Raw genomic sequence first — 24,778 nt, forward strand, 5'->3', positions numbered from 1 at the left:
TGTACGCGCCGTGCAGCCGCAGGCCGATCGTGGGCGTGAAGAAGAACGCGGCCGTGGCGCCGAAGATGGGCGACAGCTCGGGCGCAAACCCGTTCTCGCCGATCTCGAACCAGTCCGTGCTCCACGCGCCGCCGCCGTAGACGCCAAGATCGAAGGCACTCGCGCGCTGCGCGTGCGCCTGGCCTCCCGTGCCCGCGACCAGCGCGCCCGCGAGGAGTGTAGTCAGCAATCGTTTCATGAGTCCTCTTCCGAACCGGGTGATGGATCTTCTTCCCACAACACGTTCACCGCCATGACCCTTCCATCGTCACGACTCGGGGACACCAGCCGAAACCATGGCCGCTCCCCTGGCACGTCACCTCTTTCGCGTGTACACCTCCTTTGCCCGTGTCACAGGGGGTCCCGGTCCGGGACCGCAACGTGTCAGAAGGCGACCAGCACGCCGCCTATCACCGCCCCGTACGCCACGTGGCCCGCGACCACCGCCCATGGCGTGGCACGTCCCCACTGCAGTCCAAACCGTCCCGGCGGCGGAAGCCGCCCCTGCTTTACGCACCCGCTCACCCGCCCCAGCAGCGGAAGGGCTGCGGCCGCCGCGCCCCCCACCAGGAGCCCCGCGGCGATCCCCGTCCCCCACCCCGCCCCGCCCATCACGCCCATGAGCCCGGCGAACAGCGCGGGGATCAGGGTTACGCCAAGCGCGACGAAAAGAAGGAACCCCACCGTCTCCGTCAAGGGAACGTTTGGCTCGCGGAAGAAAATGCACCCCAGCTGGGTGGTCGGACTGAACCGCGTCAGGTCGAACGACCGGAACAGCCAGAACACGCACGCGGAAAGGATGGTGGCCACGAACCCCGCCCAGACGACCGCTCCCACGGATCCCCCCATCAAAGCTTGCTTCCCCCGGGCGGCAGAGCCGCTTTCCCGGACGGCGTTGGGCGCCGGCCCTCGCGGGCCTGCACGTTCGGTGCCCTTTGGGTGCCACGGCGTGCGGCGCCTGGCGCTACGGACGCGCGACCTGCCCCGGGCGTCACTTCGTTCACCGTCACGGACGCGTCGCCGCCGCTCAGCTGGCCGAGGCGGTGGACGCGGGCGCGGCGGCCGGGGCCGCGGCGCGTCCGTCGTCGCCGCGGCGCGGAACGCGGCTGGGGTCCAGCGGCGGCAGCACGTCGTCGGCGACCACGCGCAGGCTGCGGTTGAAGATGACGTCCGACACGCCCTCGGGGATCGCCATCACGTCCAGGTACAGGTCCACGGCCTCGTGAAGCGGCACCTCTTCGGCCAGCGCCTTGCCGAACACCAGGGCGTTCTGGACGTGGGTCTCGAACAGCGAGTCCTCGGCCCGGGCGGCGGCCAGGTTGATGGTCTGGCGCAGGTCGTCCTTCACGCGGCCGCGGATGCGGCGGCGCACGCGCGAGAACACGGCGTCAAAGCGCCCTTCGCCGTCCGGCGTGCGCTGCGCGTCGTCGTCCAGGTCGCTCTCCTCGTCGGAGAGGTCCAGGTTCAGCTCGTCCGATTCGGTGAGGCCGCTGCGGCGCCCGATGGCGGCCAGCGCGCGGCTGCCCACGTTGCGCGCCTGCTCCGGGGTAAGCCGGAGGATGCGGGCGTAGATGTCCAGGGCCGAGTCGAACGGAAGCTCTTCCTGCACCAGGTCCACCAGCGCCAGGACGTGGCGCACGTGGGTGGAAAGCAGGCGCTCCTGGCATACGGCGGTGGTCAGGTCCACCTGCCGCTGCATCGCGCGCGAGATCTTACGGGTGAGGGCCACGGGCGCTCTCTCCGAGGTTGCTGGGGTGGCGCCCAGGGCGGTTGCGCGCCGGGGCGGTTGCCGGGGCGCGGAGCAAGTTCCATTCCGGCGCGAGGAGTACGCAATAGATCCGGCTCGGCCAGGTGCCGGTTTCACGCCGCATGTTCCTGCATCGTAAGGTCTTCCCCGCGCCTCACAAGCCCATCTTTCCGCACATCCGCAGGCTCCCGCGTTCGTTTCCCGAGCCGGGCAATCCCCCCTGCGTCGTGAGAGCGGCCGCGTTGGCCGCTCCGTGGCATGGCGATGCGCTCGACACGGGAATACTGCATCCGGAAGAACCGCAGGTGTCACGCGGAGGCGCGGAGGGCACGGAGGCGGAGATCCAGTGTCTCCGCGCTCCGCGTGGACCGGCTCTCTGTTGCGGATGGGGGATGATCCGCGTGCCCGGCACCGCGCCGGCCACGCATCCCACCCGATGCGCGTCTTTCCTGCTGGCCCCGCCGCTGAGCCTGATTCCGCGCGAGGAGCTACCAGGCTGCGTGACGAGGCCGATGCCGCCGCGCTTCGTCCAGCCCCGTAAAAGACGCGCATCAGGTGATCCGAACGTCAGGGCGTCGAGTGCTCCCGTGAGGGACGGGGCTGCCGCATGCCTCTCCGAAAAAACGCGGATGGCCCCCTGCCGATCCCGGCCTCTGGATGCGAGATCCACGGCACATCGCGCTCGAACACGGCGCGTACCGCCAGCGTGAATCGCATCGTCGGAATCCATCCAACGCAAACCGGCCCCCTCCCGGTGATCGGAAGGGGGCCGGAGTGTGTGCCGGGTGCTCGAGCGTTACGGCTGCGCCGGAGCCGGAGTGGCCGGTGCCGGAGTCGCCGGCGCGGCCGGAGCCGTCCCGCCGATGGGGGCGGTGCCGGTGCCGGTCGTGGGCGCCGGCGTGCCGCCGATGGGGGCCGTGGTGCCACCCGCCGGAGCCGGCGCGGCGCCGGTCGCGGGGGCCGTGCCCGTGGCCGGGGCCTGCGCGCCACCCTTGGCGGGGGCCGCGGGCGCCGCCGGACGGCCGCCGCGCTGGAACTCGCGCTGCAGGATGCTGTCGGAGCCCTGCGGGCGCGACGACAGGATGGAGAGCGTGAACGCCAGCAGCAGGAACGCGCCGCCACAGTACCAGCTCAGCTTGGTGAGCAGCGTGGTGGCGTGGCGGCCGCCGAACAGCGTGTCGGTGCCGGCGCCGCCGCCCATGGCGGCAAGACCGCCGCCCTTCCCGGCCTGCAGCAGGACCACGGGAATCAGGATCAGCGCGTCGAGGATCAGCAGGATCAGCAGAAACGTAAACACGGGCAGGCCCGGGAAAAAGGCGGCATGTGCGGGGAAACAACAAACTTAGGCCAGAACGCCGGGCGGGTCAACCCGCCGCCCGGCAAATCCCGGCAAAACCCTGCGCGTCCAGGCTGGCTCCGCCCACCAGAACGCCGTCCACGCCGGGCTGCGACATCAGCTCCGCCGCGTTGTCCGGCTTTACGCTTCCGCCGTACAGCACCGGCACCGCGTCCGCCGCCTCCTGGCCGAACGCCTGCGCCAAGCGCGCCCGAACGGCCGCGTGCATCGCCGCGGCGTCCTGCGGCGTGGCCGTTACCCCGGTGCCGATCGCCCACACCGGCTCGTACGCCACCACCAGCTCCGCCACCTCGTCCGCGGAAAGGATCGCCAGCACCGGCTCCAGCTGCTCGGCCACCACCGCCTCGGCGCGGTCCGCCTGGCGCTCGTCCAGCGTTTCGCCCACGCAGAGAACCGGCGTCAGCCCGCCCGCCAGCACCGCGCGCACCTTCTTCGCCGTCTCCGCCGACGTTTCGCCAAAGACGTGGCGGCGCTCGCTGTGACCGATCAGCACCAGCTCCGCCCCCGCGTCCCTGGCCATGCCAACGGAAAGCTCGCCCGTGAACGCGCCGCTGGCCTCCCAGTAGACGTTCTGCACGCCCAGGCGCACGTCCGGCCGCCCCTGCGTGGCTTCCTTGGCCGCGGCAAAGGAGATGGCGGGGGGAAAGAAGACGACGGTGCGGTCGTCCGCCGGTTCGTGCATCGCCAGAAAGTCGGCGAAGAACCGGACCGTCTCGGACGGCCCGTGGTTCATCTTCCAGTTGCCGGCCAGCACCGGCCTGCGCGGCGCGCTCACGGGGCGTCCTGCAGCGCGGCCACGCCGGGAAGCTCCTTGCCTTCAAGGAACTCCAGCGAAGCGCCGCCGCCGGTGGAAACGTGCGACATCCGCGACTCCAGCCCCAGCTCGCCCACCGCCGCGGCCGAGTCGCCGCCGCCGATGATGGTCGTGGCGCCGCGGTCCGTCGCCTCCGCCACGGCCTCGGCCACGCCCTTCGTTCCCGCGGCGAACTCCGGGACCTCGAAGACGCCCATCGGCCCGTTCCACAGCACGGTCCCGGCGTCCGACAGAACCCGACGGTACTCTTCCACCGTGCGCGGGCCCACGTCCAGGACCATCCGGTCGGCGGGGATCGCCTCACGATCCACCGTCTGCACCGGCTGCCCGGCTTCCATCTTCTCCGCGACAATGGCATCCACCGGCAGCACCAGCTTGTCGCCGGAGGTGGACTGAAGCTCGCGCGCCATGTCCAGCCGGTCGTCCTCCACCAGCGACGTGCCCGTCGCCAGCCCCATCGCCTTGAAGAAGGTGTTCGCCATCGCCCCGCCGATCAGCAGCCGGTCGACTTTGGGCAGCAGGCTGCGGATGACGTCGATCTTGCCGCTGATCTTGGAGCCGCCCAGGATGGCCACGAACGGGCGCCTGGGCTCGTCCAGCGCGCCTCCCAGGTACTGGAGCTCGCGGTCCATCAGCAGCCCGGCGACCACCGGCTTGCCCTGCCCGCGCATGATGGTCGCCACGCCGGCGGTGGACGAATGCGCCCGGTGCGCCGCGCCGAACGCGTCGTTCACGAACACGTCGCCCAGCGCGGCCATCTCCTCCGCCAGCGCGGAATCGTTCTTCTCTTCGCCGGGAAGAAAGCGGGTGTTCTCCAGCAGCAGCACGTCGCCGTCGTACATGGTGCCGACGGCGTGGCGCGCGGCGTGGCCCACGGTGTCGTCCACGAACTCTACCCGGCGCCCCTCCAGCAGCTCGCGCAGGCGGTCGGCGACCGGCTTGAGCGACATCTCCGGCACCGGTTTGCCCTTGGGCCGGCCGAAGTGGGCCAGCAGGATCACGCGGGCGCCCTGCTGCAGCAGCGCGTCCAGCGTGGGCAGCGTGGTGGTGATGCGCGTGTCGTCGGTGATGCGGCCGTCGTCGTCCAGGGGGACGTTGTAGTCCACGCGCACCAGGACGCGCCGGCCGCGGATCTCGGCTTCGGTGAGATCCGCGACCGTCTTCTTTCTGCCGCTCACAGCCGCTCGCCCATGAAGCGGGCCAGGTCGACGCAGCGGCAGCTGTAGCCCCACTCGTTGTCGTACCAGGCGATCACCTTCACCAGCCCGTCCAGCACGCTGGTGGACGGCGCGTCGACGATGGAGGAGTTGGGATTCCCCGTGTAGTCGATGGAAACCAGCTCCGTCTCTTCGTAGCCCAGGATCCCCTTCATCCGCCCCTGGGACGCGGCACGCAGGGCGTCGTTCACCTGCTGCGCCGTTACGTCCTTCTCCAGCTCCGCGGTAAGGTCGACGACGGACACGTCCGGCGTGGGGACGCGGAACGCCACGCCGTCGATCTTGCCCTTGACCTCGGGGATCACCAGCGAGGTGGCCTTGGCGGCGCCGGTGGTGGTGGGGATGATGGACATCCCCGCGGCGCGGGCGCGGCGCAGGTCCTTGTGGGGCAGGTCCAGGATGTTCTGGTCGTTGGTGTACGCGTGCACCGTGGTCATCAGCCCGCGCTTGAAGCCGAACTCGTCCAGCAGCACCTTGACCACCGGCGCCAGGCAGTTGGTGGTGCAGCTGGCGTTGGAGACGACGTGGTGGTTGGCCGGATCGTACTTGTCCTCGTTGACGCCCAGGACGATGGTGATGTCCTCGTTCTTGGCGGGGGCGCTGATGATGACCTTTTTGGCGCCGGCCTGGATGTGCTTTTCGGCGTCGGCCTTGTTGGTAAAGCGGCCGGTGCTCTCGATGACGATGTCCACGCCCAGGTCGCGCCAGGGAAGCGCGGCGGGGTCCTTCTCGGCGAACACCTTTACCTCGTCGCCGTCCACCACCAGGCTGTTCTCGCGCGCTTCGACGGTGCCGGGGTAAATGCCGTGCACGGAATCGTACTTGAGCAGGTGGGCCAGCGTCTTCGTGTCGGTAAGGTCGTTGACGGCCACGAAGTCGATGTCGGTGGCTCCGGCCTTCTTGGCGGCCCGCAGAACGTTGCGGCCAATGCGGCCGAACCCGTTGATGGCGACGCGAATGGGCATGGTCTCTCGGTCAGAAAGGCTGCAAGAAAAAGGACGACGGAGCGCCGGGCCCCTCAGGCCTGGCGCTCCAGCTCCGGGATGACGCGGGCAAAGGTGGCCACGCTCACCACCCGCGCCCCCGCCTCCAGCAGCGCCTGGGAGCATGCAAGGGCCGTGGCGCCGGTGGTCCACACGTCGTCCACCAGCATCACGTGCTCTCCCTGCACCCGCTCCACCTGCTCTGCCGGGACGGAAAAAGCGCGCGCTACGTTAGCCCGGCGCTCGCCCGGATGCAAGGCCGTTTGCGTCTTGCTCTGCCGGGTACGCACCAGAACGTCGGGCGCCGTCTTCCACCCCATCTTCTTTGCGAACGCGGCCCCCAGCAGCGCCGCCTGGTTGTAGCCGCGCTCCCGCAGCCGGGCCTTGCTGGTGGGCACCGGCACCACGGTCTGCACCTCGTCGTCCACGTCGCGGGGCCATGACATCTCCGCCATCCGCTGCGCCATGGGGTCGGCCGCGCCCTCCCCGCCGCGGTACTTGAGCGCGTGGACGATGGCCCTGGTCTCGTCGCCCATCAGGAACGCGGAGCGGATGGCCCGCACCCCCTGGGGCCAGTCGCCGCAGGTGCGGCACTTGGGGCGCGGGTCCTCGTTGGCGGGCACGGGCGCCCAGCAGCGCTCGCAGCGCGGGTGCGGCAGCGTGCGGCACTTTACCCAGCACAGGCGGCAGACCAGCCGGTCCTTTTCCGTGGTGGGTATGGGGCGGTCGCACGAAACGCAGACGGGCGCGAACACCAGGTCCAGGGCGCCGTCGCCCACGTCTCGAAACACGTCTCTCAGGTAGGGCATCGTCGCGCGGTGCTTTGATGTCTGATCGATGAACGAAATGCGCGTCCCTCACGCAAATGCGAATCCGACGCCCGTAAAATGGGACAAAGTAGTCACCATCCGAAAGGGGGCCGCCGCGTGAGCGGACGAACGAGCAGGTCGGTCGTCCGGAGATGCCTGCCTGGGGCCAAGTACACCTCGTTTCGATCCCCTTTGGCCACGGGCGAATCAATTCGCGGCAACCACTACACAAAGTCCGCCTGCGCGGACTCGGCGGCCGGGCCGTGTGCGGCGTTCCAAGCGTCTGCGCGTCCGCAGCCGGCATGCTTCGGCCGGCCTTGGCTGGAGCGATTCAAATCGCGGCAACGACGGCACGCTGTCCGCCTTCGCGGACACGGCGGCCCTGCCGTGTGCGGCGCTCCAGGCACCTGCGCGTCCGCTACCGGACGCGTTCGGCCAATCGTTTGTGTGTCGACGCGCGCGGCAGCCTCGGCTACAATCCGCGAAGGCGGATTTCGCGAAGTTCCAGCGGCGATTTCATCATTCGCTCCTGGACCGGACTCGGCGGCGGCGCGTGTGCGGCATTCCACCCGCCCGCGCGCCCCAACCGGGATGATCTCGCGGAATTGTCCAGCGTGATGCGTTGGCCTTCTCCGGGGATTCGGGCCGGATCAGCCGATGTCGCCGCCCAGCTCGCGCAGCGCGGTGCGGTCGGCGGTGGAGAGCTGGCGGTTGCCGCGGGCCTTGGCGAGGGCACGCTTCTTCTCAACCGCACGCAACCGGTCCAGCGACCGGTTGCGCTCGCGCTCCACCTGGTCCAGCGTGCGCCGCAGGAACGCGTCGTCGGGCGGCTGGCGCCCGGGCTCGTAGAGGAAGTCGATGCCCAGGTGCGCGCTGACGCGGGCATAGCTGCCGCCGGTGAGCACGCAGAACGAGCGAACGCAGGCGCGCAGTGCGCTCAAGCGCAGCCAGGGCGGGTGCCCTGGGTCGCGAACCCGCCGCGCCTGATAGTAGAACGACATCGGCCAGCGTGAGCGGCGCGTCCGTCGGCTTAGCGCACCCAGACCATCCTGATGACGAAGACGAGGGTGGAGTTGGGCGGCACCCGGCCCACCTGGCGCGCGCCGTAGCCTTTCGAAGGCGGGATCACGATCTGCCGCTCGCCTCCCGGGCGCATCCCGATGATCCCCTCTTCCCAGCCGCGGATGACCGCCCGTTCGCCCACCGTGAACTGCGCCGGGGGGCTGGAGGGGGCCAGCTGCTCGATCTGCGTGCCGTCCGAAAGGTATCCCGTGTAGTGCACGGCCACGCGCCGCCCGTATCGCACCAGCGGCCCGTCACCCTCCCTGAGGTCGCGGATGTACACGCCGGTGGTAAGCTGCTCCATCGAGTCCAGGTCCACCTGCAGGCTCGGGGCAAAGGTAATGGCCTCGAGCGGAAGCACAGGCGGAGCGGCGGCGGTGGCGCAGGCGCCGCTCAACAGCACGAACAGCAGGGGAAGAAGGCGGTGCATCACGGTAGCTCGCGGGAGGGGTGGACGTGTGTGGAACCGCTTCCAAGCTCCGCCAGCGCGCGCCGATGCGCAAGCTCGCGGCGCGTCAGCGGGCAGAAACCAGCTTGATGACGAACACCAGGGTGGCGTTGGGTGGCACCCGGCCCACCTGGCGGCTGCCGTAGCCCTGCGACGCAGGAACGACGAGCTGCCGCTGTCCGCCCGAACGCATTCCGATCAACCCGCTCTCCCAGCCGCGGATGACCGTTCCGGCGCCCAGCTCGAACTCCACGGGCGGCTGGGGCGCCGACATGTTCTCGAACTGCGTTCCGTCGGGCAAAAACCCGGCAAAGTGAACCGCCACCCGGTACCCGCGCCGCACCGGCGGCCCCTGCCCCACCACCAGGTCGCGGTAATACACGCCGGTGGGCGTGCGCTCCATGGCCGACAGGTCCACCTGCAGCGCGGGCGCAAAGGTGATGGACTCCGGCGCGATGGCGGGCGGGACCGACGCGGCGCAGCCGGCGGTGGCCAGCACGCAAAGCAGGATCAGAAAGCGACGCATCGCGGTTGCTCGTGGGACGGGTGAACGTACGCCGAACGGCTCCAAGCTCCGCGAGCGCGCGCCGATGCGCAAGCGGTGCCCGCAGCGGGCTGACGACGGCTGTGGATGGAGGATGGAACGCGAACTCCCGGAGCGGGCCGTCGCTGGCCCGCTCCGGGAGCGCCGGCGTGCGTCAGACGCCTCCGGTTCCGAATCCGGTGCCCGTTCCGGTCGATCCGGTCCCGGTGCCCACTCCGGTGCCGCGCGTGCTGCTGCGCTCATAGCCGCGGCGGCCAAACTCGCGCAGGGCGTCGTAGCTCCCCGTGCCCCGGCCGCTGTAGCCGGTGCGCAGGTCCGGCTCCACGTCGTCATAGCCGCGGCCGGCGTAGTCCGGGTTGCGGCCGGCGGCGTACCCAAGCACGTAGACGGTGCGAGCCTGGCTGTACGGCACGCCCGCGGAACGCATGGGGTGCGTCTCGTAGTACGTGCGGCAGTCCCGCTCGTCCTCGTCGTTCAGCTCGCTCACGGCGCTGAACAGCTTCTTGCTGGCCCAGTAGCCACCCGCCACCAGCGCCACGCCGGCCAGCACGCGCTTCCACTCAAACGAGTGCCGCGCGAACTCGCGCACCTTCCCAAAGCGCTCCGTGCCCACGTTGCGCTCGATGTCTACCTCCACCTCCTCGTACGAGCGGTCGGCGTAGACGGGATTGGACGCGGCGGTGTGCCCCGCCACGTAGCCGGTGCGCGCCTCCTCGTACGATCCCGTGCCGCCGGCCGTCTCGGTGCCCACCGTGGTGTAGTGACGGCGGTACGTGGGCTCGTGCAGGTCAAAGTCATCCCCCGCCCCGCCTACCTCTCCCGTCCCACCGGTCGACCCCACCCCCGGCGACCCGTCGCCCAGCCCCGACGATCCGCCCAGTCCACCGGTCGATCCGCCGTAGCCACCGGTGCTCCCGCCCGTCGTCCCACCGCCCGGTCCGCCGGTTGAGCCGCCGAGGCCGCCCGCATCCCCGCCGCTCGTCCCCGCACCGCCCGTGGAACCGCCGTATCCTCCCGTGCCCCCGCCCGTCGGCCCACCGCCGAGCCCGCCGGAGCCGCCCGTGGAGCCGCCGTATCCGCCCGTCGATCCCCACAGTCCGCCGGTTGAGCCGCCGAGGCCGCCCGCATCCCCGGCGCTCGTCCCCGCGCCGCCCGTGGAGCCGCCGTATCCGCCCGTGCCCCCGCCCGTCGTCCCACCACCGAGCCCGCCGGAGCCGCCCGTGGAACCGCCGTATCCGCCCGTGCTCCCGCCCGTCGATCCGCCCAGTCCACCGGTCGATCCGCCGAGGTCGCCGCCCGTCGTCCCACCGCCCGGCCCGCCCGTCGAGCCGCCGGTCGTCCCGCCACCCAATCCGCCCGTCGAACCACCCGTGGAGCCGGCCGATCCGCCGGACCCGCCGGCATTCGTTCCGTCGATGGGATCGTTGAAGCTCATCGTGCCTCCTTCTGCATGGGATGCAATTCGGGGCCGCGTCCCGATGCAGTCTTCACGCCAGCGAGGGGTGCAGATGTGAAGGAGGAAAGAAGGCTCAGCCCAGCAGCTTGCCGCCGCGGTACACGCGCGCGCCCTGCGGACCTCCGTGCAGCACCATCCGCGCGTCGCTGGCGCCGTAGGAGCGCATCAGGTCCAGCATCATCGGCTCCTCGCCGCTCCAGGGATAGGCGTAGACGATGTCGAAGTCCTCCAGCGGATGCCGCAGCTCCGGGTACCCCGACTGCCCGTAGCCGATGGTGCCGATGCGGTCGTCACCCGTGCGCGACTTCCAGCGGTAGCCGGACGGCACAAAGCTCCCCGCCACGAAGCGCGCGTTGGACCCGTACCGCTCCGCCAGCCCCCTGGCCATCTCCACCAGCTGCGGATCCAGCTCGATCCCGTACGCCTCGAACCCCAGCAGGTCCGCCATGATGGCGATCACGCCCATGGCCGATCCCCACTCCAGAAACCGCAGCCCGGGGGCGCGCAGCTCCAGCAGCGTCTGCAGCACGCGCTCGTAGTCGGCGGGGACGAACGGATGCCAGTCGTTCTGCCGCACCTCCACGTCGAACTGGCGCCACAGCTCCCACCCCTCTTCGGTAAGCTCGGCCAGCCGCGCGCGCAGGGCGGGGTCCAGCCCGTTGGCCAGCGCCGGTGCGCTCGTGCTCACGGGCGTACTCCGCACGCAGAAAAGCTCATTCCTCGTCCCCGTCGTCGTCGGAACCCTCAAGGTCCTCGTCGCCCTGAAGGATTTCGCCCTCGCCGGCGGCGGCTTCGGCCTTCCGCTGCTCCTTCTTGGCGGCCTTTTCTTCCTTCTTCTTCTGCTTCTCGATTTCCTTCTGTCGCTTTTCAAAGCCGTAATTCGGTTTGCGTGCCATGCTTCCCCTGATTGTAGCCGTGAATGCAAAACAAATGGGCGCGCCGCGGCGCCGCCCATGCCGGTACCCTGCACCTTTCAGTCCCAACATAGGTGCCACGGCCGCCGGGGAATAGCCATGATGGCTGCGGGCCCCGGATTGCCACCATGAAAAGGAGCCGGACCCGCGATGGGGTCCGGCTCCGTTCCTTCCCTCGTCACCCGGGCGTTACGGACGCCAGGTAAAACCCATCTGCATCCGGTTGGACAGGAACTTTTCCCGAAAGTGGGGCCCGTCCGGAAGCGCGGGCGTGACCATCCGTCCCTGCGTGTGCAGCACCCCCAGGTCAACCGCGAAACGCGGGCTTACGTGGTACTCCACGCCCGCGCCCACCGTCACCCCCAGTCCCCACGAACGCGGGGGCGGCGGTGACCCTCCGATCCCCGGTGCCGCGAGGATCCCGCCCAGGCGGGTGACCCCGGCCTCCACGTACGGCCGCAGCGCCGAGGAAGGGCTCGCGAAGCGGTAGCGCGCGCCAAGGTCGAACTGCGACGTGCGATACCCGGTAGTCGCGCGGCCAAAGAGCGAGAGGTTGTCCGTCATCCCATAGCTGAGCGTAAGGCCCAGCCCCGCGCCCGGCAGGCGGGGGGATCCGCCCGTCTCCAGTCCGATGCGGTTGATCTGCATCCCGATTCCCAGACCGCGCGTGTCCGACTGGACGGAGGGCGTACCCAGCCCCAGCTGCGCGGCCGCGGGACCCGCCGAGAACGCCGCACACACGAGCGTCACTGCCACCAACGATGCTGTCTTCATGGGCTCTCCAGGAACGGAGGCGATGGGATGTGCCGCGGGCCGGCGGCCGCCCGCGGCGGGAATGCGGGGCAGCCACCCCGCCACGTTCCGCGATCGAATGGGCGGGTCGTACCAGTCCTGATTCTCACATGTTCCACGTCGAAAAAACGCCTGTCGTGCGGATAGAAAAAGAGCGCCGCCCGCGTGGGCAACGCTCCCGTGGCGTACGTGGACCGGGCGCGTCAACCGTGGCGACGACTCAGATAATCGCGGTATTCATCCTGGACCATCGAGCCGTTAACGAAGCGATCGGGAGATGCGCCATACCGCTCCACGGCAAACGCGATCGCCTCGTCCACCGTGGACAGGTGGTGTTCGGCGGCCAGTCCAAACTCGTCAGAATCGCCGACCGGCTGAAACGCGTAGACGTCCAGCCAGTCTTCGCCGCCCTCATCGTACGCCTCGTAAACGGACAGGACGACCGCATCTTCTTCCTGGCGCAACGCGATCCAGCGAATCGCCGGCTCCCCGTCGTGCTGGAAGCCGCCCAGAAACTGCTCGACCGAACCGCCGCGATTCAGTGCGGAGCGAACGTAGGGGAGGAGCAGGTAGCGTGTCATCCTGGTATCCCGGCGCGGGCCAGCGGCTGGATCGAGAATCCGAACGCGACCGCCGGCGGCTGGACGCGGGGGGATGGAGCGCAGAAAATCGTCGATCTCGGCGTCGGAGCGCAGCACCACTGCCCGCTGGTCCGGCCGCAGCGCCGCCAGACTTGCCAGGACGCGGGGCCGCTGCGTGCGCGGGTACGCCCAGATCCAGCGGATGAACTCCCACGTCAGCCGCTCGCTGCACCCCGGCGCCACGTCCGGCCGTGCCGTGCGATGATGGACGATGCGCCGCTTCACCGCGCGCCACAGGCAGACGGCGCGCGGCAGGTCCAGGAACACCACCGTGTCGCAGGCCGCCAGGCGCTGGCCCAGCGTGCCCGCGTAGTTGCCGTCCATCACCCACCGATCGCGCGCGAGCAGGCGGTCCACCGTCCGCGCCCATTCGTCCTTGGGTGTCTTGACCCACCCGGGCTTCCAGTAGATGGCGTCCAGGTGAATGAGGGGCAGCCCCGTCCGCTCCGCCAGCCGCGCCGCGAATACCGACTTTCCCGCCCCGCTGGACCCGATCACCAGGACTTTGCGCATCGTGGAATGAGGGAGCGGTGGTTCGGTTCACTCGCGGAACGAGTGGGAATCTCAGGGGACAGACCGTTACTTCATCGCCGCGCGCATCACGTCCAGGGGCGGCTCCATCCCCCACCAGCGGCGAAAGGCGGCGGCGCCCTGCTGGATCAGCATCTCCTTGCCGTCGGCGGCGGGAAGGCCGCGGGCGCGCATGGCGTGCACCCAGCGCGTCTCGCCCGCCGCGTACACCAGGTCCAGCGCCGCGCCGATCTCCGGGCCGGGCGCGTCCGCATGCAGCGGAAGCGGATCGGCGGGCTTGAGGCCCAGCGAGGTGCTGTTGATGGCGAGGTCGAAGCGGTCGTCCGCGAGCGCATCCACCGAAGCCGCGACGTCGATGCGCACGCCGGGCGCGCGGAACCGCTCCGCCAGCGCCTCGGCCCGCTCCGCCGTGCGGTTGAGGAGGACGATCCGCTCCACACCCGCATCCGCCAGCGCGCACACCGCCGCGCTGGCCGCGCCGCCCGCGCCCAGCAGCAGCACACGCGCGCCCGCCGGATCGCGGCCCAGCAGCGCGCGAACCGCCTCCCGCACGCCGGCGACGTCGGTGTTGTCGCCGTGGATCGCGCCGCCTTCCAGCCAGAACGCGTTGCACGCCCCCGTGCGCACCACGGCGTCGCTGGCGTGATCGACGGTGGCCGCGGCGACGGCCTTGTGCGGCACCGTCACGTTTCCGCCGCCGCCGGCGCGCGCGATGCCGCGCAGCAGTCCCGGCAGGTCGTCCGCGGAGCAGCGCAGCGCCACGTAGACCGCGTCCAGCCCGAGGGCGCGGAGGGCGGCGTTCTGGAATCGGGGAGAAAGGGAGTGCGAGACGGGATCGCCCAGCAGGGCGAACAGCCGCGTGGCGGCCGTTGGGGCGGGGTTCACGGATGGAGGATGGGGGCCAGCCGGTCCAGCGCCTGCCCGATCAGGCGGTGCAGCTCGTGGTAGGTGTCCTCGTACACCGCCTCCGGCCCGCCGAACGGGTCGCGGATGGAGTAGCCGTCCTCCGCGCCGCTGGCAAAGTCGCCCAGCGTGAGCGCCTTTTCCGCGCCCCCAAGGCGCCACACGCCATCCAGGTGCGACGGGCCCATGGCCAGCACCAGGTCGGCCCAGCTCACCAGGTCACGCGTAAGCGGCTGGCTGCGGTGCTGCGCCAGGTCGATGCCGTGCCGCCGCGCCACCGTCACCGAGTGCTCCGACGCCCCGCCGCCCGGGCGCGCGGCCACGCCGGCGGACGCCACGCTCACGTGCTTCCATCCACGCCTGGCCACCTCGTCACGGGCGATCCCTTCCGCCAGCGGCGAGCGGCAGGTGTTGCCCGTGCAGACGAACAGGATGTTGAACGTGGTGGTCGCCGGCGTTTCGGGGGCCGACTGCTGGCTCATCTCCGGTCCCATCGCGAGTCGTGCGAGGCTCTGGTTCGCTTCCCAACGGACCGGCGCAATCTACACACCCGCGCATCCGGCCGCCAACCGATTACCTGAAGAAAAGATTAGCCTCACACGGAGTCAACGGAGTTAACGGAGTTTGTTCGTGGCGCTTCCGCTGGTTCCCATCCGTCGGACAACTTTGAAAAGATTTTCCTCACGCAGAGTTACCAGAGTTAGCAGAGTACTGGCTCCTCTGCTAACTCTGGTAACTCTGCGTGAGACATTCTTTTGTGAAGCCCGCGGGAACAGGGATCTACGGGGATGACGATGATCTCGCCGCAATCAGCTCGGCGATCGGCAGGTCATCAGGACGGGTGACCTTGAGGTTGTCGTACGCTCCCACGACGACACGCACGGGACCGATGTAGCGCGCGTAAAGGCCCGCGTCGTCCGTCCCCGCGATCCCCTCCTCCGCCGCCCGCTGATAGGCGTCGAGAATGCCGGCGCGCGGAAAGCCCTGCGGCGTCTGCGCCTGCCAGAGCGTGGAGCGATCGGGCGTGTGGAGGATGACGCCGGCCGCGTTCACCTGCTGGATGGTGTCCGTCACCGGCACCGCCGCGATGGCGCCGCCGTCCGCGCACCCGTCCAGCACGCGGTCGATGATGTCGATGGATACGAACGGCCGCGCGCCGTCGTGGATCAGCACCAACGCGGCGGCGTCGGGCGTGGCGCGCAGGCCGTTGCGTACTGAGTCGCCCCGCTCCGCCCCGCCCGCGACGATGCGGACCGGCAGGTCGGCCAGCCAGGCGGGCGGATGCGCCACGTCGTCCGGCGGCAGCACGACGACGACGGCGGAGATGCGGGGGTGCTGCAGAAAGGGGCGGATGGCGCGCAGCAGCACGGGCTCGCCGCCGATCGACAGGTACTGTTTGCGCACGGCCCCGCCCAGGCGCGTCCCCGCGCCGCCCGCGACGATCACGGCCGCCGCGCGGCCGCCCTCAGCCAAAGATGAGGCCGACAAGGGCGCGCACGTCTTCAGCCGCCACCGCGCGGATCCCGGGCGGCAGCGTCTTGGGCACCGCGCGGGGCGAGAGGTAGGCCGTCTTGAAGCCCATCCGCGCCGCCTCCGCCAGCCGCCGCTCCACCTGCCCCACCGGCCGGATCTCGCCCCCCAGCCCCAGTTCGCCGATGAACACCGCGTCCGACGGCGCGGGGCGGTCGAACACGCTGGAGGCCAGCGCCACCGCCACCGCCACGTCCCCCGCCGTCTCCGCCAGCCGCAGCCCTCCCACCACGTTCAGGAACACGTCCAGCGCGCCGAACGCCAGCCCCGCGCGCTTTTCCAGCACCGCCAGCAGCAGCGCCAGCCGCTTGTGGTCCAGCCCCGTGCTCACCCGCTGCGGCGCGCCGTACGAGGCTTTTGCCGCCAGCGCCTGCACCTCCACCAGCAGCGGCCGCGTCCCCTCCATCGTCGCCACCACCGCCGAGCCGGACGCGCCGCCGTGGCGCTCGCCCAGGAACAGCTCCGACGGGTTGCCCACCGGCGCCAGCCCCGCCGCCGTCATGCGGAACACGCCGATCTCGTCCACCCCGCCAAAGCGGTTCTTGGTGGCGCGCAGCACCCGGTTGTCCAGCCCGCCCGCAGACTCGAAGTACAGCACCGTGTCGACGATGTGCTCCAGCGTCTTGGGGCCCGCGATGCCGCCGCCCTTGGTCACGTGGCCCACCAGGAACACCGCCGTCCCCGTCTGCTTGGCGAAGCGCTGCAGCCGCGCCGCGCACTCGCGCACCTGCCCCACGTTCCCCGGCGCACCCTCCAGCTCCGGCGTGTAGACCGTCTGGATGCTGTCGATCAGCAGCACCTGCGGCGCCAGCTCCGCCGCGCGAAGGAGGATGGAGTCCAGCTCCGTTTCCGCCAGCAGCGTCACCGATCCCGCCGCCTCCTCCAGCCGGTCCGCCCGCAGCTTTACCTGGTGCGCAGACTCCTCGCCGGAAACGTACAGCGTCCGCTTCGACGCCCCCTCCAGCCGCCCGGCGACCTGCAATAGAATGGTCGACTTGCCGATCCCCGGCTCGCCGCCCACCAGCACCACGGACCCAGGGACGATCCCGCCGCCCAGGACGAAGTCGAACTCCGCCAGCCCCGTGGCCCAGCGCGGCGCCTCCGCGCCTTCCACGTCGCGCAGGCGCACGGGCGCGGCCACGGGGCCGTAGCCGCCGCGCGCGGACGCCGACACGCCGGCGGCGGCCTTCGCGCGCTTGGGCGCGGCGGGCTCTTCCACCAGCGTGTTCCATTCGTGGCAGGCCGGGCACTGCCCCTGCCACCGAGCCGTCTCATTGCCGCATTCGCGGCAAAAGAACGCGGTACGCGTCTTTGCCATGCTCCTCAGCCGCCCGTCTTCATCCGCCGTACCCGCCGCCCTCGTCAGCCCTGCGCGTAAAGTTCTCGAAGCGCGTGAACTCCTTGATGAACTGCATGCGCACGGTGCCCGTGGCGCCGTTACGCTGCTTGCCGATCACCACCTCCGCCACGCCCTCGAGACTGTTCCCATCCTTATCCGTCGGCCCGTAATAGTATTCCGGCCGGTACAGGAACATGATGACGTCTGCGTCCTGCTCAATTGCGCCGGAGTTATGGCTCACGATTCCGTCCGCCAGCCAGCACGCCGTTCCCGGCACCGTCAGGTCGAACACTTCCTCTTCCCCCTCCGGCACCACCGCCACCACCCGGTCCCAGAACAGATCGCTCTCCGCCCACTCCCGCAGCCCATCGTCCTCCAGCAGCGTCGCGTACTCCGCCACCACCGCGCGTGATGGAGCAAAGCGGAAGTGCGAGGTGCCGCCGTAAGAAGTACCCCGTGCCGCCGCCATCTCGCGCTGGGTCACGCCCCGCTCCCCCATCCGCTCCCTCACCCTGCCGAACACCTCACGCGGCAGCGTATCGACGTTCGTGTTGGCGCGCTTTCCCGCCAGAACCTTCTTCAGCCGCTCGACTTGCGGCGCGCGTGGGCCGAATCCACCGACGACGTCCGCAAACCTGCGCTGGTCCCCGGCGCCTGAAACCGAGACGGTAAAGACCGGCTTCCCGAGCTTCTGCTCCTGCTCGCGGATCCGCGCGATGATACCGAGCCGCAGCAGCAGGGCTGCCACGTCGTCCGCGAGCGTTCGGCTGCAGGTGGAGAAGAAGATGCTGGATGATCCGCGGCTTCCCGGCCTACGCGCGTGCACCGTTCCGTCCGTTGCCCACAGGTGGCGCAGCAGCAGCGCGACCTGGCGGTCGGAAAACCGGAAGACGTCGGACGGAAGCCGCTTCTGGTGCGAGCGCTGGCCAAAGATTCCCAGCTCGCGCAGCCAGAGATTCACCCCGGCGGGATGCCAGCGGTCGCCGTTTCCGCTCAGCACCAGTTGGTGCCAGTTGCCCTTGCCCGCATGTCGGTTCACCTGCATGCCGAACTCGGTTCGCGCCGCCTCGGAGACGATCGCGCTGTTCTCCTCGGATGCCGTCGTGTACCGCATCGGCTGGCCGCTGAGATAGCTGCCGTCACCGACCAGGTGGCCCAGCAGCGCGACCCGCAGATCAGGCCACTCCAGCGGCTCCGCGGGCTCCGGGATGCGCCGGGCCAGCGCCAGGCGGTCACCTGGCACGATCTCCGACACGTACACCCACCCCTCCGGGCCACGGAGCCGGTGCTCCGCCGTCGCGCGGACCTGGCGCCCGCTCGCCAGCCGAACCCGGAACACGGGCTTCCGACCCACCGACCACACCATGTCTGTGGAAGCGGTTTCAAGCCGTCCATGTTCGTCGACGGTATGGACGTCCGGCGTCGTCCCCACCAGTTCCCGGATGGCCACGCGGCGTCCATCCGCCAGCACGACGAGCGTGTCACCCGTGACGCACTCACGCAGGTCCGACATCATCGGGCGCTTGTCGGGGCGCGACTCGACGGCGCGGGACAACTGGCTTAGCGCCACCACGGGTACTTCCAGCTCCTTGGCCAGTGCCTTCAAACCGCGGGAGATCTCCGACACTTCCTGCTGGCGGTTTTCCGTCTTCGAGCCGCCCGTCATCAGCTGCAGGTAGTCGACGATGATCATCGACAGGTCGTCGCGATCAGACTTCAGGCGGCGCGCCTTGGCCCGCATCTCCAGCACCGAAATGCCCGGCGTGTCGTCGATGTAGATGGGCGCGGTATTGAGCAGGCCCGCCGCCTGTGCAAGTCGCGGGTAATCGTCATCGCGAAGCCGGCCCGTACGTACGCGGCCGGCGTCCACACGCGCCTCGGACGTAAGCAGACGCTGGACGAGCGAATCCTTGCTCATTTCCAGCGAGAAGAACGCTACGCACTTGCTCTCCGCAATAGCGGCATGTTGTGCGATGTTCAAAGTGAACGCTGTTTTGCCCATTGACGGTCTTGCGGCAACGATAATTAAGTCACCTTTTTGAAATCCGGCCGTCATCTCGTCCAGGTCGTAGAAGCCCGTCGGCACGCCCGTGACCGCGGAGCTGTTCTGCGAGAGGAGCTCGATGCGCTCCATCGCCGGCCACAGCAGCTCCTTGATCCAGACGAAGCCCTTTCGCTCGTGCGTCTGGGCGATCTGAAAGATGCGGCTCTCGGCCTGGTCCAGCAGCTCGTCGATGTCGCCCTGGTGCGCGTACGTCTCCTGGATGGTGATGGTGGACGCCTCGATCAGCCGGCGCAGCACCGCCTTTTCGCGGACGATCCTGGCGTGGTACTCGATGTTGGCCGCCGTGGGCACCGCGTCCAGCACCGACGCGATGAACTGCAGACCGCCCACCGCCTCCAGGTCGCCCGCCCCGCGCAGCTCCTCCGCCAGCGTAACCGGGTCGATGACATCACCCCGCTCGAAGATCTTCCGCATCGCGCGAAAGGCGCGGCGGTTCCCCTCGCGGTAGAACATGGTGTCGTCGACCACCTCGATGGCGCGCGTAAGCGCGTCGCCGTCGATGAGCATGCCGCCCAGCACTGCCAGCTCCGCCTCGGCGGAATAGGGGGCGCTGCGCTCGGAAAACGCGTCGGGCGCGGCCTTGGGAACGAACGGGGTTACGGTAGCCATCGACGAAATTCGGTACTGCTAGAGACGGCAAAGGCACCCCGCCGGCGCGCGGCGGAGCTGCATGTAAGGCGAGCGTTGGGGTTCAGGAAACCGTCAGGCCGCGTCCAGCACGTCCCGCGCCCGCTGCAGATCTTCCCACACGCTGCGCACCCAGGCGGGGTGGCGCAGACAGGCGGCCGGGTGGTACGTGGGGACCAGCGGCACGCCTCTGTACTTGTGCGTCTTTCCCCGCAGCTTGCCGATGGTAATGTCCGTCCCCAGCAGCGTCTGCGCGGCAAAAGCGCCGAACGCCAGAATCACCCGCGGCTGCACCAGCTCCACCTGCCGCAGCAGATACGGGCTGCAGGCGTCCACCTCGTCAGGCTGCGGATTGCGGTTCTGCGGCGGCCTGCACTTAAGGACGTTGCAGATGTATACGTCGTCCCGCGAGAATCCGGAAGAGAGTAGAAGAAGGTCCAGCAACTTGCCGGCGCGCCCCACGAACGGGCGCCCGCTTCTATCTTCTTCCTGCCCAGGCGCTTCGCCGACCACCATCACGTCCGCGGTTTCTCGCCCCTCGCCAAAGACCACGTGCTTGCGGGTGTTGGCCAGTCCACACCGCGGACATCCGAGTGCAATCTCGCGAACCTGGGCGAGCACCGGTAGACTTGAAATTTCCTCCGCGCTCACATACGCAGCAGGGGCGCGGGGAGACGGCGGCGCATCCGTGGTCCCGGGCACCGGCGCGCCCGCCCGGACGTGGGTTTCCGGCTCCCCGGGAAACGGCGGCGGCGGCGCGGCATCCACCCGCTCCAGCCCCGCGGACGCTCGCTCCACGGCCGGCGCGTGCTCCGAAACTCGATCCATCGGAGGCGCGGCGGGCGCGCGGTCGGCGGGGCGGGATCGATCGATGGCCGGCGCGGCGGCGGCAGCGAGCGGCGCAGGTGTGTTGGAGAGCAGCGCGTGCAGTTCGGACGGGGAGAGGCGGTCCAGGACCAGCTCTTCCTCGCCCAGCTCCTGGCGCTGGCGCAGGTAGGCGCGCAGCAGGTCGCGGGGATCGTTCACGCGGCGGGCCCGGCGGCGGGGAGCAGGCCTTCCACGTGGTCCAGGATGCGGTCCGCGACCTCTGCCTTGCTCATCAGCGGCAGCGCCTCGTCCGGCTGGCCGCCCTGGAGAAGGACCACGCGGTTGGTCTCCACCTCGAACCCCGCGCCCGGCTCCGTGGCGTCGTTCACCACCAGCAGGTCCAGCCCCTTTCCCTCCAGCTTGCGCCGCCCGTTCTCCACCGCGTCCGTCGTCTCCAGCGCGAAGCCGACGATCACGGAGCCCTCCCGCCGCACCTCGCGCGTGGCGCGCAGAACGTCCGCCGTGGGCTCCAGGGCGATCTGGGGGACGGTGCCCGCTTCCTTCTTGATCTTCTGCTCCGCGGAATTGGCGGGGCGAAAGTCCGCGACCGCCGCGGCCATCACCAGTGCGTCGGCGGCGGGGAGCGCTTCGGCCACGGCCGCGCGCATCTCCTCCGCGGACTCGATCTTCCGCAGCTGGACGCCGAAGGGGACGGCAAGGTGGGAGGGGCCGGAGATGAGCAGGACCTCCGCCCCGCGGCGCCAGGCGGCGGCCGCGATCTCGTACCCCATCCGCCCCGACGAGCGGTTGCCGATGTAGCGCACGGGGTCGATGGCCTCGCGGGTGGGGCCGGCGGTCACCACCACGCGGCGGCCGGCGAGCGGCGTAACGCCCTCCAGCGCGCGGCCGGCGTGGGCCAGGATCTCTTCCGGCTCCAGCATGCGCCCCGGCCCCTCGCCCTCCCCCCACGCCAGCGGCCCGACGGCGGGGCCCGCGACGTGGTAGCCGAACTCGATGAGCCGCTGAAGGTTGGCCTGTGTGGCGGGGTGGGCGTACATCCGGTCGTTCATCGCCGGGCACACGACGACGGGCGCCTCCGTGGCCAGCAGCGTGGCCGTCAGCAGGTCGTCGGCCATGCCGGCGGCCGCGCGGGCCAGCAGGTTGGCCGTCGCGGGGGCGATGACGACCGCGTCCGCATCCCGCGCCAGGCGGATGTGCAGAAGCGGGTCGCCGGATGGGTAGAGCGAGGAGAATGCGGGGCGCCCGGTGAGCGCCTCGAAGGTAAGGGGGCGCACGAACTCCAGCGCGCCCTGGGACAGGACCACGTCCACGGCGGCGCCCGCGAGAGTCAACTCGCGGGCAACGGTCACCGCCTTGTACGCCGCGATCCCCCCCGTGACGCCCAGGACCACCCGGCGCCCGCTGAAGGGGCGCCGCGGTGCGCGCGTCCCGGGCATCTGCGTGCTACGGAAGGTCGTTGGGACGGCGGCGCTGCGTAAGGTGGAACTTGGCCGTGCCGCTCCGCACCTCTTCCAGCGCCGTCGTGGTAAGCTTCTCGCGCGGCTCGTCGCTGGCGCCGCTGACGGTGGGGTCCTCCATCATCTCGCCGCGGCGCAGCTCGTTCAGGTTGCGCGCCATCTTGGCCGCCACCAGCACGCCCAGGTACTTGCTTCCCGTGTGGCGGGCCGCCTGGCCCGGAGTCACAACTCGCATCGCACTGCTCCTTCTCTAGGATGATCCCGCAAGCCCGCCGTCCGTCAGACGGACGAGCCCAGGTGTCGCTCGATCTCGGCCCGAACCGCGTCCGTCAACCGCGGCAGCGGCGGATGCGGGCGCATGGCCCCCGTCCGCCCTTCCAGCACCGCGTTCACGTCCGCCACCGCCTCGTCCAGGTCGTCGTTCACCACCACGTGGTCAAACTCCGCCGCCGTGGCGATCTCCGCCAGCGCGTTCTTCAGCCGGCGCTGCACCCGCACGTCGTCCTCGCTTCCCCGCCCCACCAGCCGCTGCACCAGCGTCTCGCCGGAGGGAGGGAGGATGAAGACGTGCACCGCCTCCGGCACCGCCGCGCGAATCTGCCGCGCGCCCTGCACGTCGATGTCCAGCAGCAGGAACCGGCCCCGCTCCGCCGCCTGGCCCACGTTGGCCAGCGGCGTTCCGTAAAAGGCGCCGTGCACCTCCGCCCACTCGATCAGCTCGCCGGCGCCGATCATGCGCCGGAACTCGTCTTCCGCGACAAAGTGGTAGTCCACCCCGTCCACCTCGCCCGGGCGCGGCGCCCGCGTGGTGGCGCTCACGGAAAAAACGACGTCGCCGCGGCGGTCGTGCAGCCGGCGGGCGATGGTGGTCTTGCCCGCCCCGCTGGGCGCCGACAGGACCAGGGGAAACGTCGTCACTCCACGTTCTCCACCTGCTCGCGCAGCCGCTCCACCTCTTCCTTGATGGCCACCACGCGGTGGGCGATCCCGGCGTGGTTGGCCTTGGAGCCGATGGTGTTGGCTTCGCGGTGCATCTCCTGGACAAGGAACGACAGGCGCTTGCCCACCGGCTCCTCGGCGTCCGCCGCCATCAGCTCGCGGAACAGCTCGTTGTGCGAGCGAAAGCGCACCAGCTCCTCGTTGATGTCCCAGCGCTCCGCCAGATAGGCGATCTCCTGGGCCAGGCGGTCCTCGTTCACGGCCACGCCGGCCGCCAGCTCGGCCACCGCGCCGCGCAGCCGGTCGCGCTCGGCGGTCAGCCGCGTCGGCGCCAGCTCGGCGATGGCGTTGAGCGCCGTGTCGATGGCGGCGATGCGCCCCTCCAGGTCCGCCTGCAGCCGCCGCCCCTCGTCCTCGCGCATGGAGGAAGTCGAGAGCGCCGCGTCCTCCACCACGGCGCGCAGGTCCTCGGCCGGCACCTCGATGCGGACGCCCTCGTCGTCGCGGACGATCACGTCGCTAAAGCGCAGCAGCTGCGCCAGGTCGGGGTCGCCGCCCACGCCAAAGCGGTCGCGCAGCTCGCCAAAGAGCGCCAGGTACGCCTGCACGCGCTCCTCGTCCAGCTTGAGGCCCACGGCCGCGGCCGACGTGCCGGCGGCGGGCTCCAGGCGCACGGCCACGTTGGCGTGGCCCCGCGACAGGTGGGCGCGCAGCCAGTCGCGCATCTGCGGCTCCCACTTGGCCAGCGAAGTGGGAGTGCGAAAGTTTACGCTGAGGTGTCGGTGGTTCACGGTCCGGATCTCGACGCGGATGGTGCCCGCCTCCGTTGCCCGCTCCGCCTCCCCGAACCCCGTCATGCTCCGGATCATCGCACCTCCGTACGGGAACCGGTGAACTTATCGGAGTTGGCGGTGAGCGTCAATCGGTGAACGGGTGTGAGGGTGAACGGGTGAACGGGTGAACGGGTGTGAGGGTGTGAGGGTGAACGGGTGTGAGGGTGAACGGGTGTGAGGGTGAACGGGTGTGAGGGTGAACGGGTGTGAGGGTGAACGGGTGTGTGGGGGTGCGTGAGTGCGTGAGTGCGTGAGTGCGTGAGTCGATGATGCGCCCGTGGCGTTGCGTCCGCACTTTCGCACTTCCGCACTGCTGTTCCTCCTGCGACGGGCAGGTGAAGCACCTTTTCGATATCGGTGGATTCTGATGTTTTCATGCAGATCAAAATCTTCCAAGCGCTGTGCTGGCAGAGGTTTGCAAATGGAACAAAGTAGATGCTTCGCGACCGATTCTGGGCACCGCACTTGCGAACGCTTCCCGATTCCTGTTCGGAAACGAGTCGCCGAGACTCACCGGACAAGGGCGCCGGAGGGCCGGTGCCTGACAAGAACCTGGGGGGAAAAAGACCATGCAGAAGATCAAGCTGGCGGTAGAAAGCCTCGAGGTGCAGAGCTTTGTGACCTCGAACGTCGACAGCAACCGCGGCACGGTGATGGGCCACGCTCCCACCAATGGCGGCGGCCCCAACTGCAACTCGGCGATCGACGCCTGCCCCACGGGCCTGTGCCCGCCAGACTCGTACAACACCTGCCCCACGGTGGACCCGATCGCCTGCGAGTCCGCGGACGATGCGTGTCCCAGCGGCCGCGGCTGCACGGAGATCAACTGCTGATCAATCCGATCGCAGCCTGACGCAAACCGGACGGGGGCGCCGGATGGGCCGGCGCCCCTCTACAATCCAG

General features: G+C 70.0%; 27 protein-coding genes. 1 reads left to right on the forward strand and 26 read right to left on the reverse strand.

Annotated features, from left to right (window positions below; translation table 11 throughout):
- The 26 genes from ACOJUJ_RS16020 to ACOJUJ_RS16145 all read right to left on the reverse strand — a co-directional run.
- A partial coding sequence (locus ACOJUJ_RS16020; RefSeq protein ID WP_420127900.1) for a hypothetical protein occupies positions 1–238 on the reverse strand: 238 nt, incomplete at its 3' end.
- Positions 239–423: 185 nt separating this feature from the next.
- Positions 424–888: a hypothetical protein gene (locus tag ACOJUJ_RS16025; RefSeq protein WP_420127901.1), complete on the reverse strand. Its 465-nt coding sequence runs from the start codon at positions 886–888 to the stop codon at positions 424–426.
- Between the two features lie 178 nt (positions 889–1,066).
- Positions 1,067–1,768: a hypothetical protein gene (locus ACOJUJ_RS16030; protein WP_420127902.1), complete on the reverse strand. Its 702-nt coding sequence runs from the start codon at positions 1,766–1,768 to the stop codon at positions 1,067–1,069.
- A gap of 814 nt (positions 1,769–2,582) precedes the next feature.
- Positions 2,583–3,083: a preprotein translocase subunit SecG gene (secG, locus tag ACOJUJ_RS16035; RefSeq protein WP_420127903.1), complete on the reverse strand. Its 501-nt coding sequence runs from the start codon at positions 3,081–3,083 to the stop codon at positions 2,583–2,585.
- Between the two features lie 67 nt (positions 3,084–3,150).
- Positions 3,151–3,918 (reverse strand): triose-phosphate isomerase, encoded by a 768-nt coding sequence (gene tpiA / locus ACOJUJ_RS16040; protein WP_420127904.1) that lies wholly within the window; start codon positions 3,916–3,918, stop codon positions 3,151–3,153.
- Positions 3,915–5,135, reverse strand: coding sequence for a phosphoglycerate kinase (locus ACOJUJ_RS16045; RefSeq protein WP_420127905.1), 1,221 nt, complete (start codon positions 5,133–5,135; stop codon positions 3,915–3,917). Before ACOJUJ_RS16045 ends, tpiA begins: the two co-directional genes overlap by 4 nt.
- Entirely contained in the window at positions 5,132–6,139 is a 1,008-nt protein-coding gene (gene gap, locus ACOJUJ_RS16050; protein WP_420127906.1) for a type I glyceraldehyde-3-phosphate dehydrogenase, read from the reverse strand. Before gap ends, ACOJUJ_RS16045 begins: the two co-directional genes overlap by 4 nt.
- Before the next feature lie 53 nt (positions 6,140–6,192).
- Positions 6,193–6,966 carry a ComF family protein gene (locus ACOJUJ_RS16055; RefSeq protein ID WP_420127907.1) on the reverse strand — a complete coding sequence of 258 codons (774 nt, stop codon included), beginning with the start codon at positions 6,964–6,966 and terminating at the stop codon, positions 6,193–6,195.
- A gap of 650 nt (positions 6,967–7,616) precedes the next feature.
- Positions 7,617–7,967 carry a hypothetical protein gene (locus ACOJUJ_RS16060; RefSeq protein WP_420127908.1) on the reverse strand — a complete coding sequence of 117 codons (351 nt, stop codon included), beginning with the start codon at positions 7,965–7,967 and terminating at the stop codon, positions 7,617–7,619.
- A 29-nt stretch (positions 7,968–7,996) separates the two neighbouring features.
- Positions 7,997–8,458 (reverse strand): FKBP-type peptidyl-prolyl cis-trans isomerase, encoded by a 462-nt coding sequence (locus tag ACOJUJ_RS16065; protein ID WP_420127909.1) that lies wholly within the window; start codon positions 8,456–8,458, stop codon positions 7,997–7,999.
- An 85-nt stretch (positions 8,459–8,543) separates the two neighbouring features.
- A complete protein-coding gene (locus tag ACOJUJ_RS16070; RefSeq protein ID WP_420127910.1) occupies positions 8,544–9,002 on the reverse strand; it encodes an FKBP-type peptidyl-prolyl cis-trans isomerase in 459 nt (152 codons plus the stop codon).
- 172 nt (positions 9,003–9,174) lie between these two features.
- Entirely contained in the window at positions 9,175–10,455 is a 1,281-nt protein-coding gene (locus tag ACOJUJ_RS16075; protein ID WP_420127911.1) for a hypothetical protein, read from the reverse strand.
- A 94-nt stretch (positions 10,456–10,549) separates the two neighbouring features.
- Positions 10,550–11,164 (reverse strand): hypothetical protein, encoded by a 615-nt coding sequence (locus tag ACOJUJ_RS16080; protein ID WP_420127912.1) that lies wholly within the window; start codon positions 11,162–11,164, stop codon positions 10,550–10,552.
- 25 nt (positions 11,165–11,189) lie between these two features.
- A complete protein-coding gene (locus ACOJUJ_RS16085) occupies positions 11,190–11,372 on the reverse strand; it encodes a hypothetical protein (protein WP_420127913.1) in 183 nt (60 codons plus the stop codon).
- A 207-nt stretch (positions 11,373–11,579) separates the two neighbouring features.
- On the reverse strand, positions 11,580–12,164 hold the full coding sequence (locus tag ACOJUJ_RS16090) for an outer membrane protein (protein WP_420127914.1): 585 nt from the start codon (positions 12,162–12,164) through the stop codon (positions 11,580–11,582).
- A gap of 221 nt (positions 12,165–12,385) precedes the next feature.
- A complete protein-coding gene (locus ACOJUJ_RS16095) occupies positions 12,386–13,336 on the reverse strand; it encodes a hypothetical protein (RefSeq protein ID WP_420127915.1) in 951 nt (316 codons plus the stop codon).
- 66 nt (positions 13,337–13,402) lie between these two features.
- Positions 13,403–14,239: a shikimate dehydrogenase gene (aroE, locus tag ACOJUJ_RS16100; RefSeq protein ID WP_420127916.1), complete on the reverse strand. Its 837-nt coding sequence runs from the start codon at positions 14,237–14,239 to the stop codon at positions 13,403–13,405.
- A complete protein-coding gene (locus tag ACOJUJ_RS16105; RefSeq protein WP_420127917.1) occupies positions 14,236–14,739 on the reverse strand; it encodes a low molecular weight protein arginine phosphatase in 504 nt (167 codons plus the stop codon). The genes aroE and ACOJUJ_RS16105 overlap by 4 nt, the downstream gene beginning before the upstream one ends.
- 298 nt (positions 14,740–15,037) lie before the next feature.
- Positions 15,038–15,745: a 2-C-methyl-D-erythritol 4-phosphate cytidylyltransferase gene (gene ispD, locus ACOJUJ_RS16110; protein WP_420127918.1), complete on the reverse strand. Its 708-nt coding sequence runs from the start codon at positions 15,743–15,745 to the stop codon at positions 15,038–15,040.
- Complete coding sequence (gene radA, locus ACOJUJ_RS16115; protein ID WP_420127919.1) at positions 15,723–17,105, reverse strand: DNA repair protein RadA; 1,383 nt, start codon at positions 17,103–17,105, stop codon at positions 15,723–15,725. The genes ispD and radA overlap by 23 nt, the downstream gene beginning before the upstream one ends.
- A gap of 19 nt (positions 17,106–17,124) precedes the next feature.
- Complete coding sequence (locus ACOJUJ_RS16120; protein ID WP_420127920.1) at positions 17,125–19,800, reverse strand: replicative DNA helicase; 2,676 nt, start codon at positions 19,798–19,800, stop codon at positions 17,125–17,127.
- A gap of 93 nt (positions 19,801–19,893) precedes the next feature.
- Positions 19,894–20,844, reverse strand: coding sequence for a uracil-DNA glycosylase (locus ACOJUJ_RS16125; protein WP_420127921.1), 951 nt, complete (start codon positions 20,842–20,844; stop codon positions 19,894–19,896).
- Positions 20,841–22,082: a bifunctional phosphopantothenoylcysteine decarboxylase/phosphopantothenate--cysteine ligase CoaBC gene (gene coaBC / locus ACOJUJ_RS16130; RefSeq protein ID WP_420127922.1), complete on the reverse strand. Its 1,242-nt coding sequence runs from the start codon at positions 22,080–22,082 to the stop codon at positions 20,841–20,843. The genes ACOJUJ_RS16125 and coaBC overlap by 4 nt, the downstream gene beginning before the upstream one ends.
- 7 nt (positions 22,083–22,089) lie before the next feature.
- A complete protein-coding gene (locus ACOJUJ_RS16135) occupies positions 22,090–22,338 on the reverse strand; it encodes a DNA-directed RNA polymerase subunit omega (RefSeq protein ID WP_420127923.1) in 249 nt (82 codons plus the stop codon).
- A 44-nt stretch (positions 22,339–22,382) separates the two neighbouring features.
- Positions 22,383–23,021 carry a guanylate kinase gene (gmk, locus tag ACOJUJ_RS16140; protein WP_420127924.1) on the reverse strand — a complete coding sequence of 213 codons (639 nt, stop codon included), beginning with the start codon at positions 23,019–23,021 and terminating at the stop codon, positions 22,383–22,385.
- Positions 23,018–23,911, reverse strand: a complete 894-nt coding sequence (locus ACOJUJ_RS16145; protein ID WP_420127925.1) for a YicC/YloC family endoribonuclease — start codon at positions 23,909–23,911, stop codon at positions 23,018–23,020. The genes gmk and ACOJUJ_RS16145 overlap by 4 nt, the downstream gene beginning before the upstream one ends.
- Positions 23,912–24,444: 533 nt before the next feature.
- Here ACOJUJ_RS16145 and ACOJUJ_RS16150 point away from each other — a divergent pair.
- Positions 24,445–24,708 carry a hypothetical protein gene (locus tag ACOJUJ_RS16150; protein WP_420127926.1) on the forward strand — a complete coding sequence of 88 codons (264 nt, stop codon included), beginning with the start codon at positions 24,445–24,447 and terminating at the stop codon, positions 24,706–24,708.
- Positions 24,709–24,778 lie beyond the last annotated feature (70 nt).

It is taken from the genome of Longimicrobium sp. (assembly GCF_048594345.1).
Lineage (GTDB): Bacteria > Gemmatimonadota > Gemmatimonadetes > Longimicrobiales > Longimicrobiaceae > Longimicrobium.

What these genes read in the sequence shown, in the direction of transcription:
- ACOJUJ_RS16060 (WP_420127908.1), bottom strand. Translation starts at nt 7,967, where the DNA reads ATGTCGTTCTACTATCAGGCGCGGCGGGTTCGCGACCCAGGGCACCCG.
- ACOJUJ_RS16065 (WP_420127909.1), bottom strand. Translation starts at nt 8,458, where the DNA reads ATGCACCGCCTTCTTCCCCTGCTGTTCGTGCTGTTGAGCGGCGCCTGC.
- ACOJUJ_RS16145 (WP_420127925.1), bottom strand. Translation starts at nt 23,911, where the DNA reads ATGATCCGGAGCATGACGGGGTTCGGGGAGGCGGAGCGGGCAACGGAG.
- ACOJUJ_RS16120 (WP_420127920.1), bottom strand. Translation starts at nt 19,800, where the DNA reads ATGGCTACCGTAACCCCGTTCGTTCCCAAGGCCGCGCCCGACGCGTTT.
- ACOJUJ_RS16075 (WP_420127911.1), bottom strand. Translation starts at nt 10,455, where the DNA reads ATGAGCTTCAACGATCCCATCGACGGAACGAATGCCGGCGGGTCCGGC.
- ACOJUJ_RS16070 (WP_420127910.1), bottom strand. Translation starts at nt 9,002, where the DNA reads ATGCGTCGCTTTCTGATCCTGCTTTGCGTGCTGGCCACCGCCGGCTGC.
- ACOJUJ_RS16135 (WP_420127923.1), bottom strand. Translation starts at nt 22,338, where the DNA reads ATGCGAGTTGTGACTCCGGGCCAGGCGGCCCGCCACACGGGAAGCAAG.
- coaBC (WP_420127922.1), bottom strand. Translation starts at nt 22,082, where the DNA reads ATGCCCGGGACGCGCGCACCGCGGCGCCCCTTCAGCGGGCGCCGGGTG.
- ACOJUJ_RS16055 (WP_420127907.1), bottom strand. Translation starts at nt 6,966, where the DNA reads ATGCCCTACCTGAGAGACGTGTTTCGAGACGTGGGCGACGGCGCCCTG.
- ACOJUJ_RS16105 (WP_420127917.1), bottom strand. Translation starts at nt 14,739, where the DNA reads ATGAGCCAGCAGTCGGCCCCCGAAACGCCGGCGACCACCACGTTCAAC.
- radA (WP_420127919.1), bottom strand. Translation starts at nt 17,105, where the DNA reads ATGGCAAAGACGCGTACCGCGTTCTTTTGCCGCGAATGCGGCAATGAG.
- ACOJUJ_RS16085 (WP_420127913.1), bottom strand. Translation starts at nt 11,372, where the DNA reads ATGGCACGCAAACCGAATTACGGCTTTGAAAAGCGACAGAAGGAAATC.
- ACOJUJ_RS16025 (WP_420127901.1), bottom strand. Translation starts at nt 888, where the DNA reads ATGGGGGGATCCGTGGGAGCGGTCGTCTGGGCGGGGTTCGTGGCCACC.
- ACOJUJ_RS16095 (WP_420127915.1), bottom strand. Translation starts at nt 13,336, where the DNA reads ATGCGCAAAGTCCTGGTGATCGGGTCCAGCGGGGCGGGAAAGTCGGTA.
- gap (WP_420127906.1), bottom strand. Translation starts at nt 6,139, where the DNA reads ATGCCCATTCGCGTCGCCATCAACGGGTTCGGCCGCATTGGCCGCAAC.
- ACOJUJ_RS16090 (WP_420127914.1), bottom strand. Translation starts at nt 12,164, where the DNA reads ATGAAGACAGCATCGTTGGTGGCAGTGACGCTCGTGTGTGCGGCGTTC.
- ACOJUJ_RS16150 (WP_420127926.1), top strand. Translation starts at nt 24,445, where the DNA reads ATGCAGAAGATCAAGCTGGCGGTAGAAAGCCTCGAGGTGCAGAGCTTT.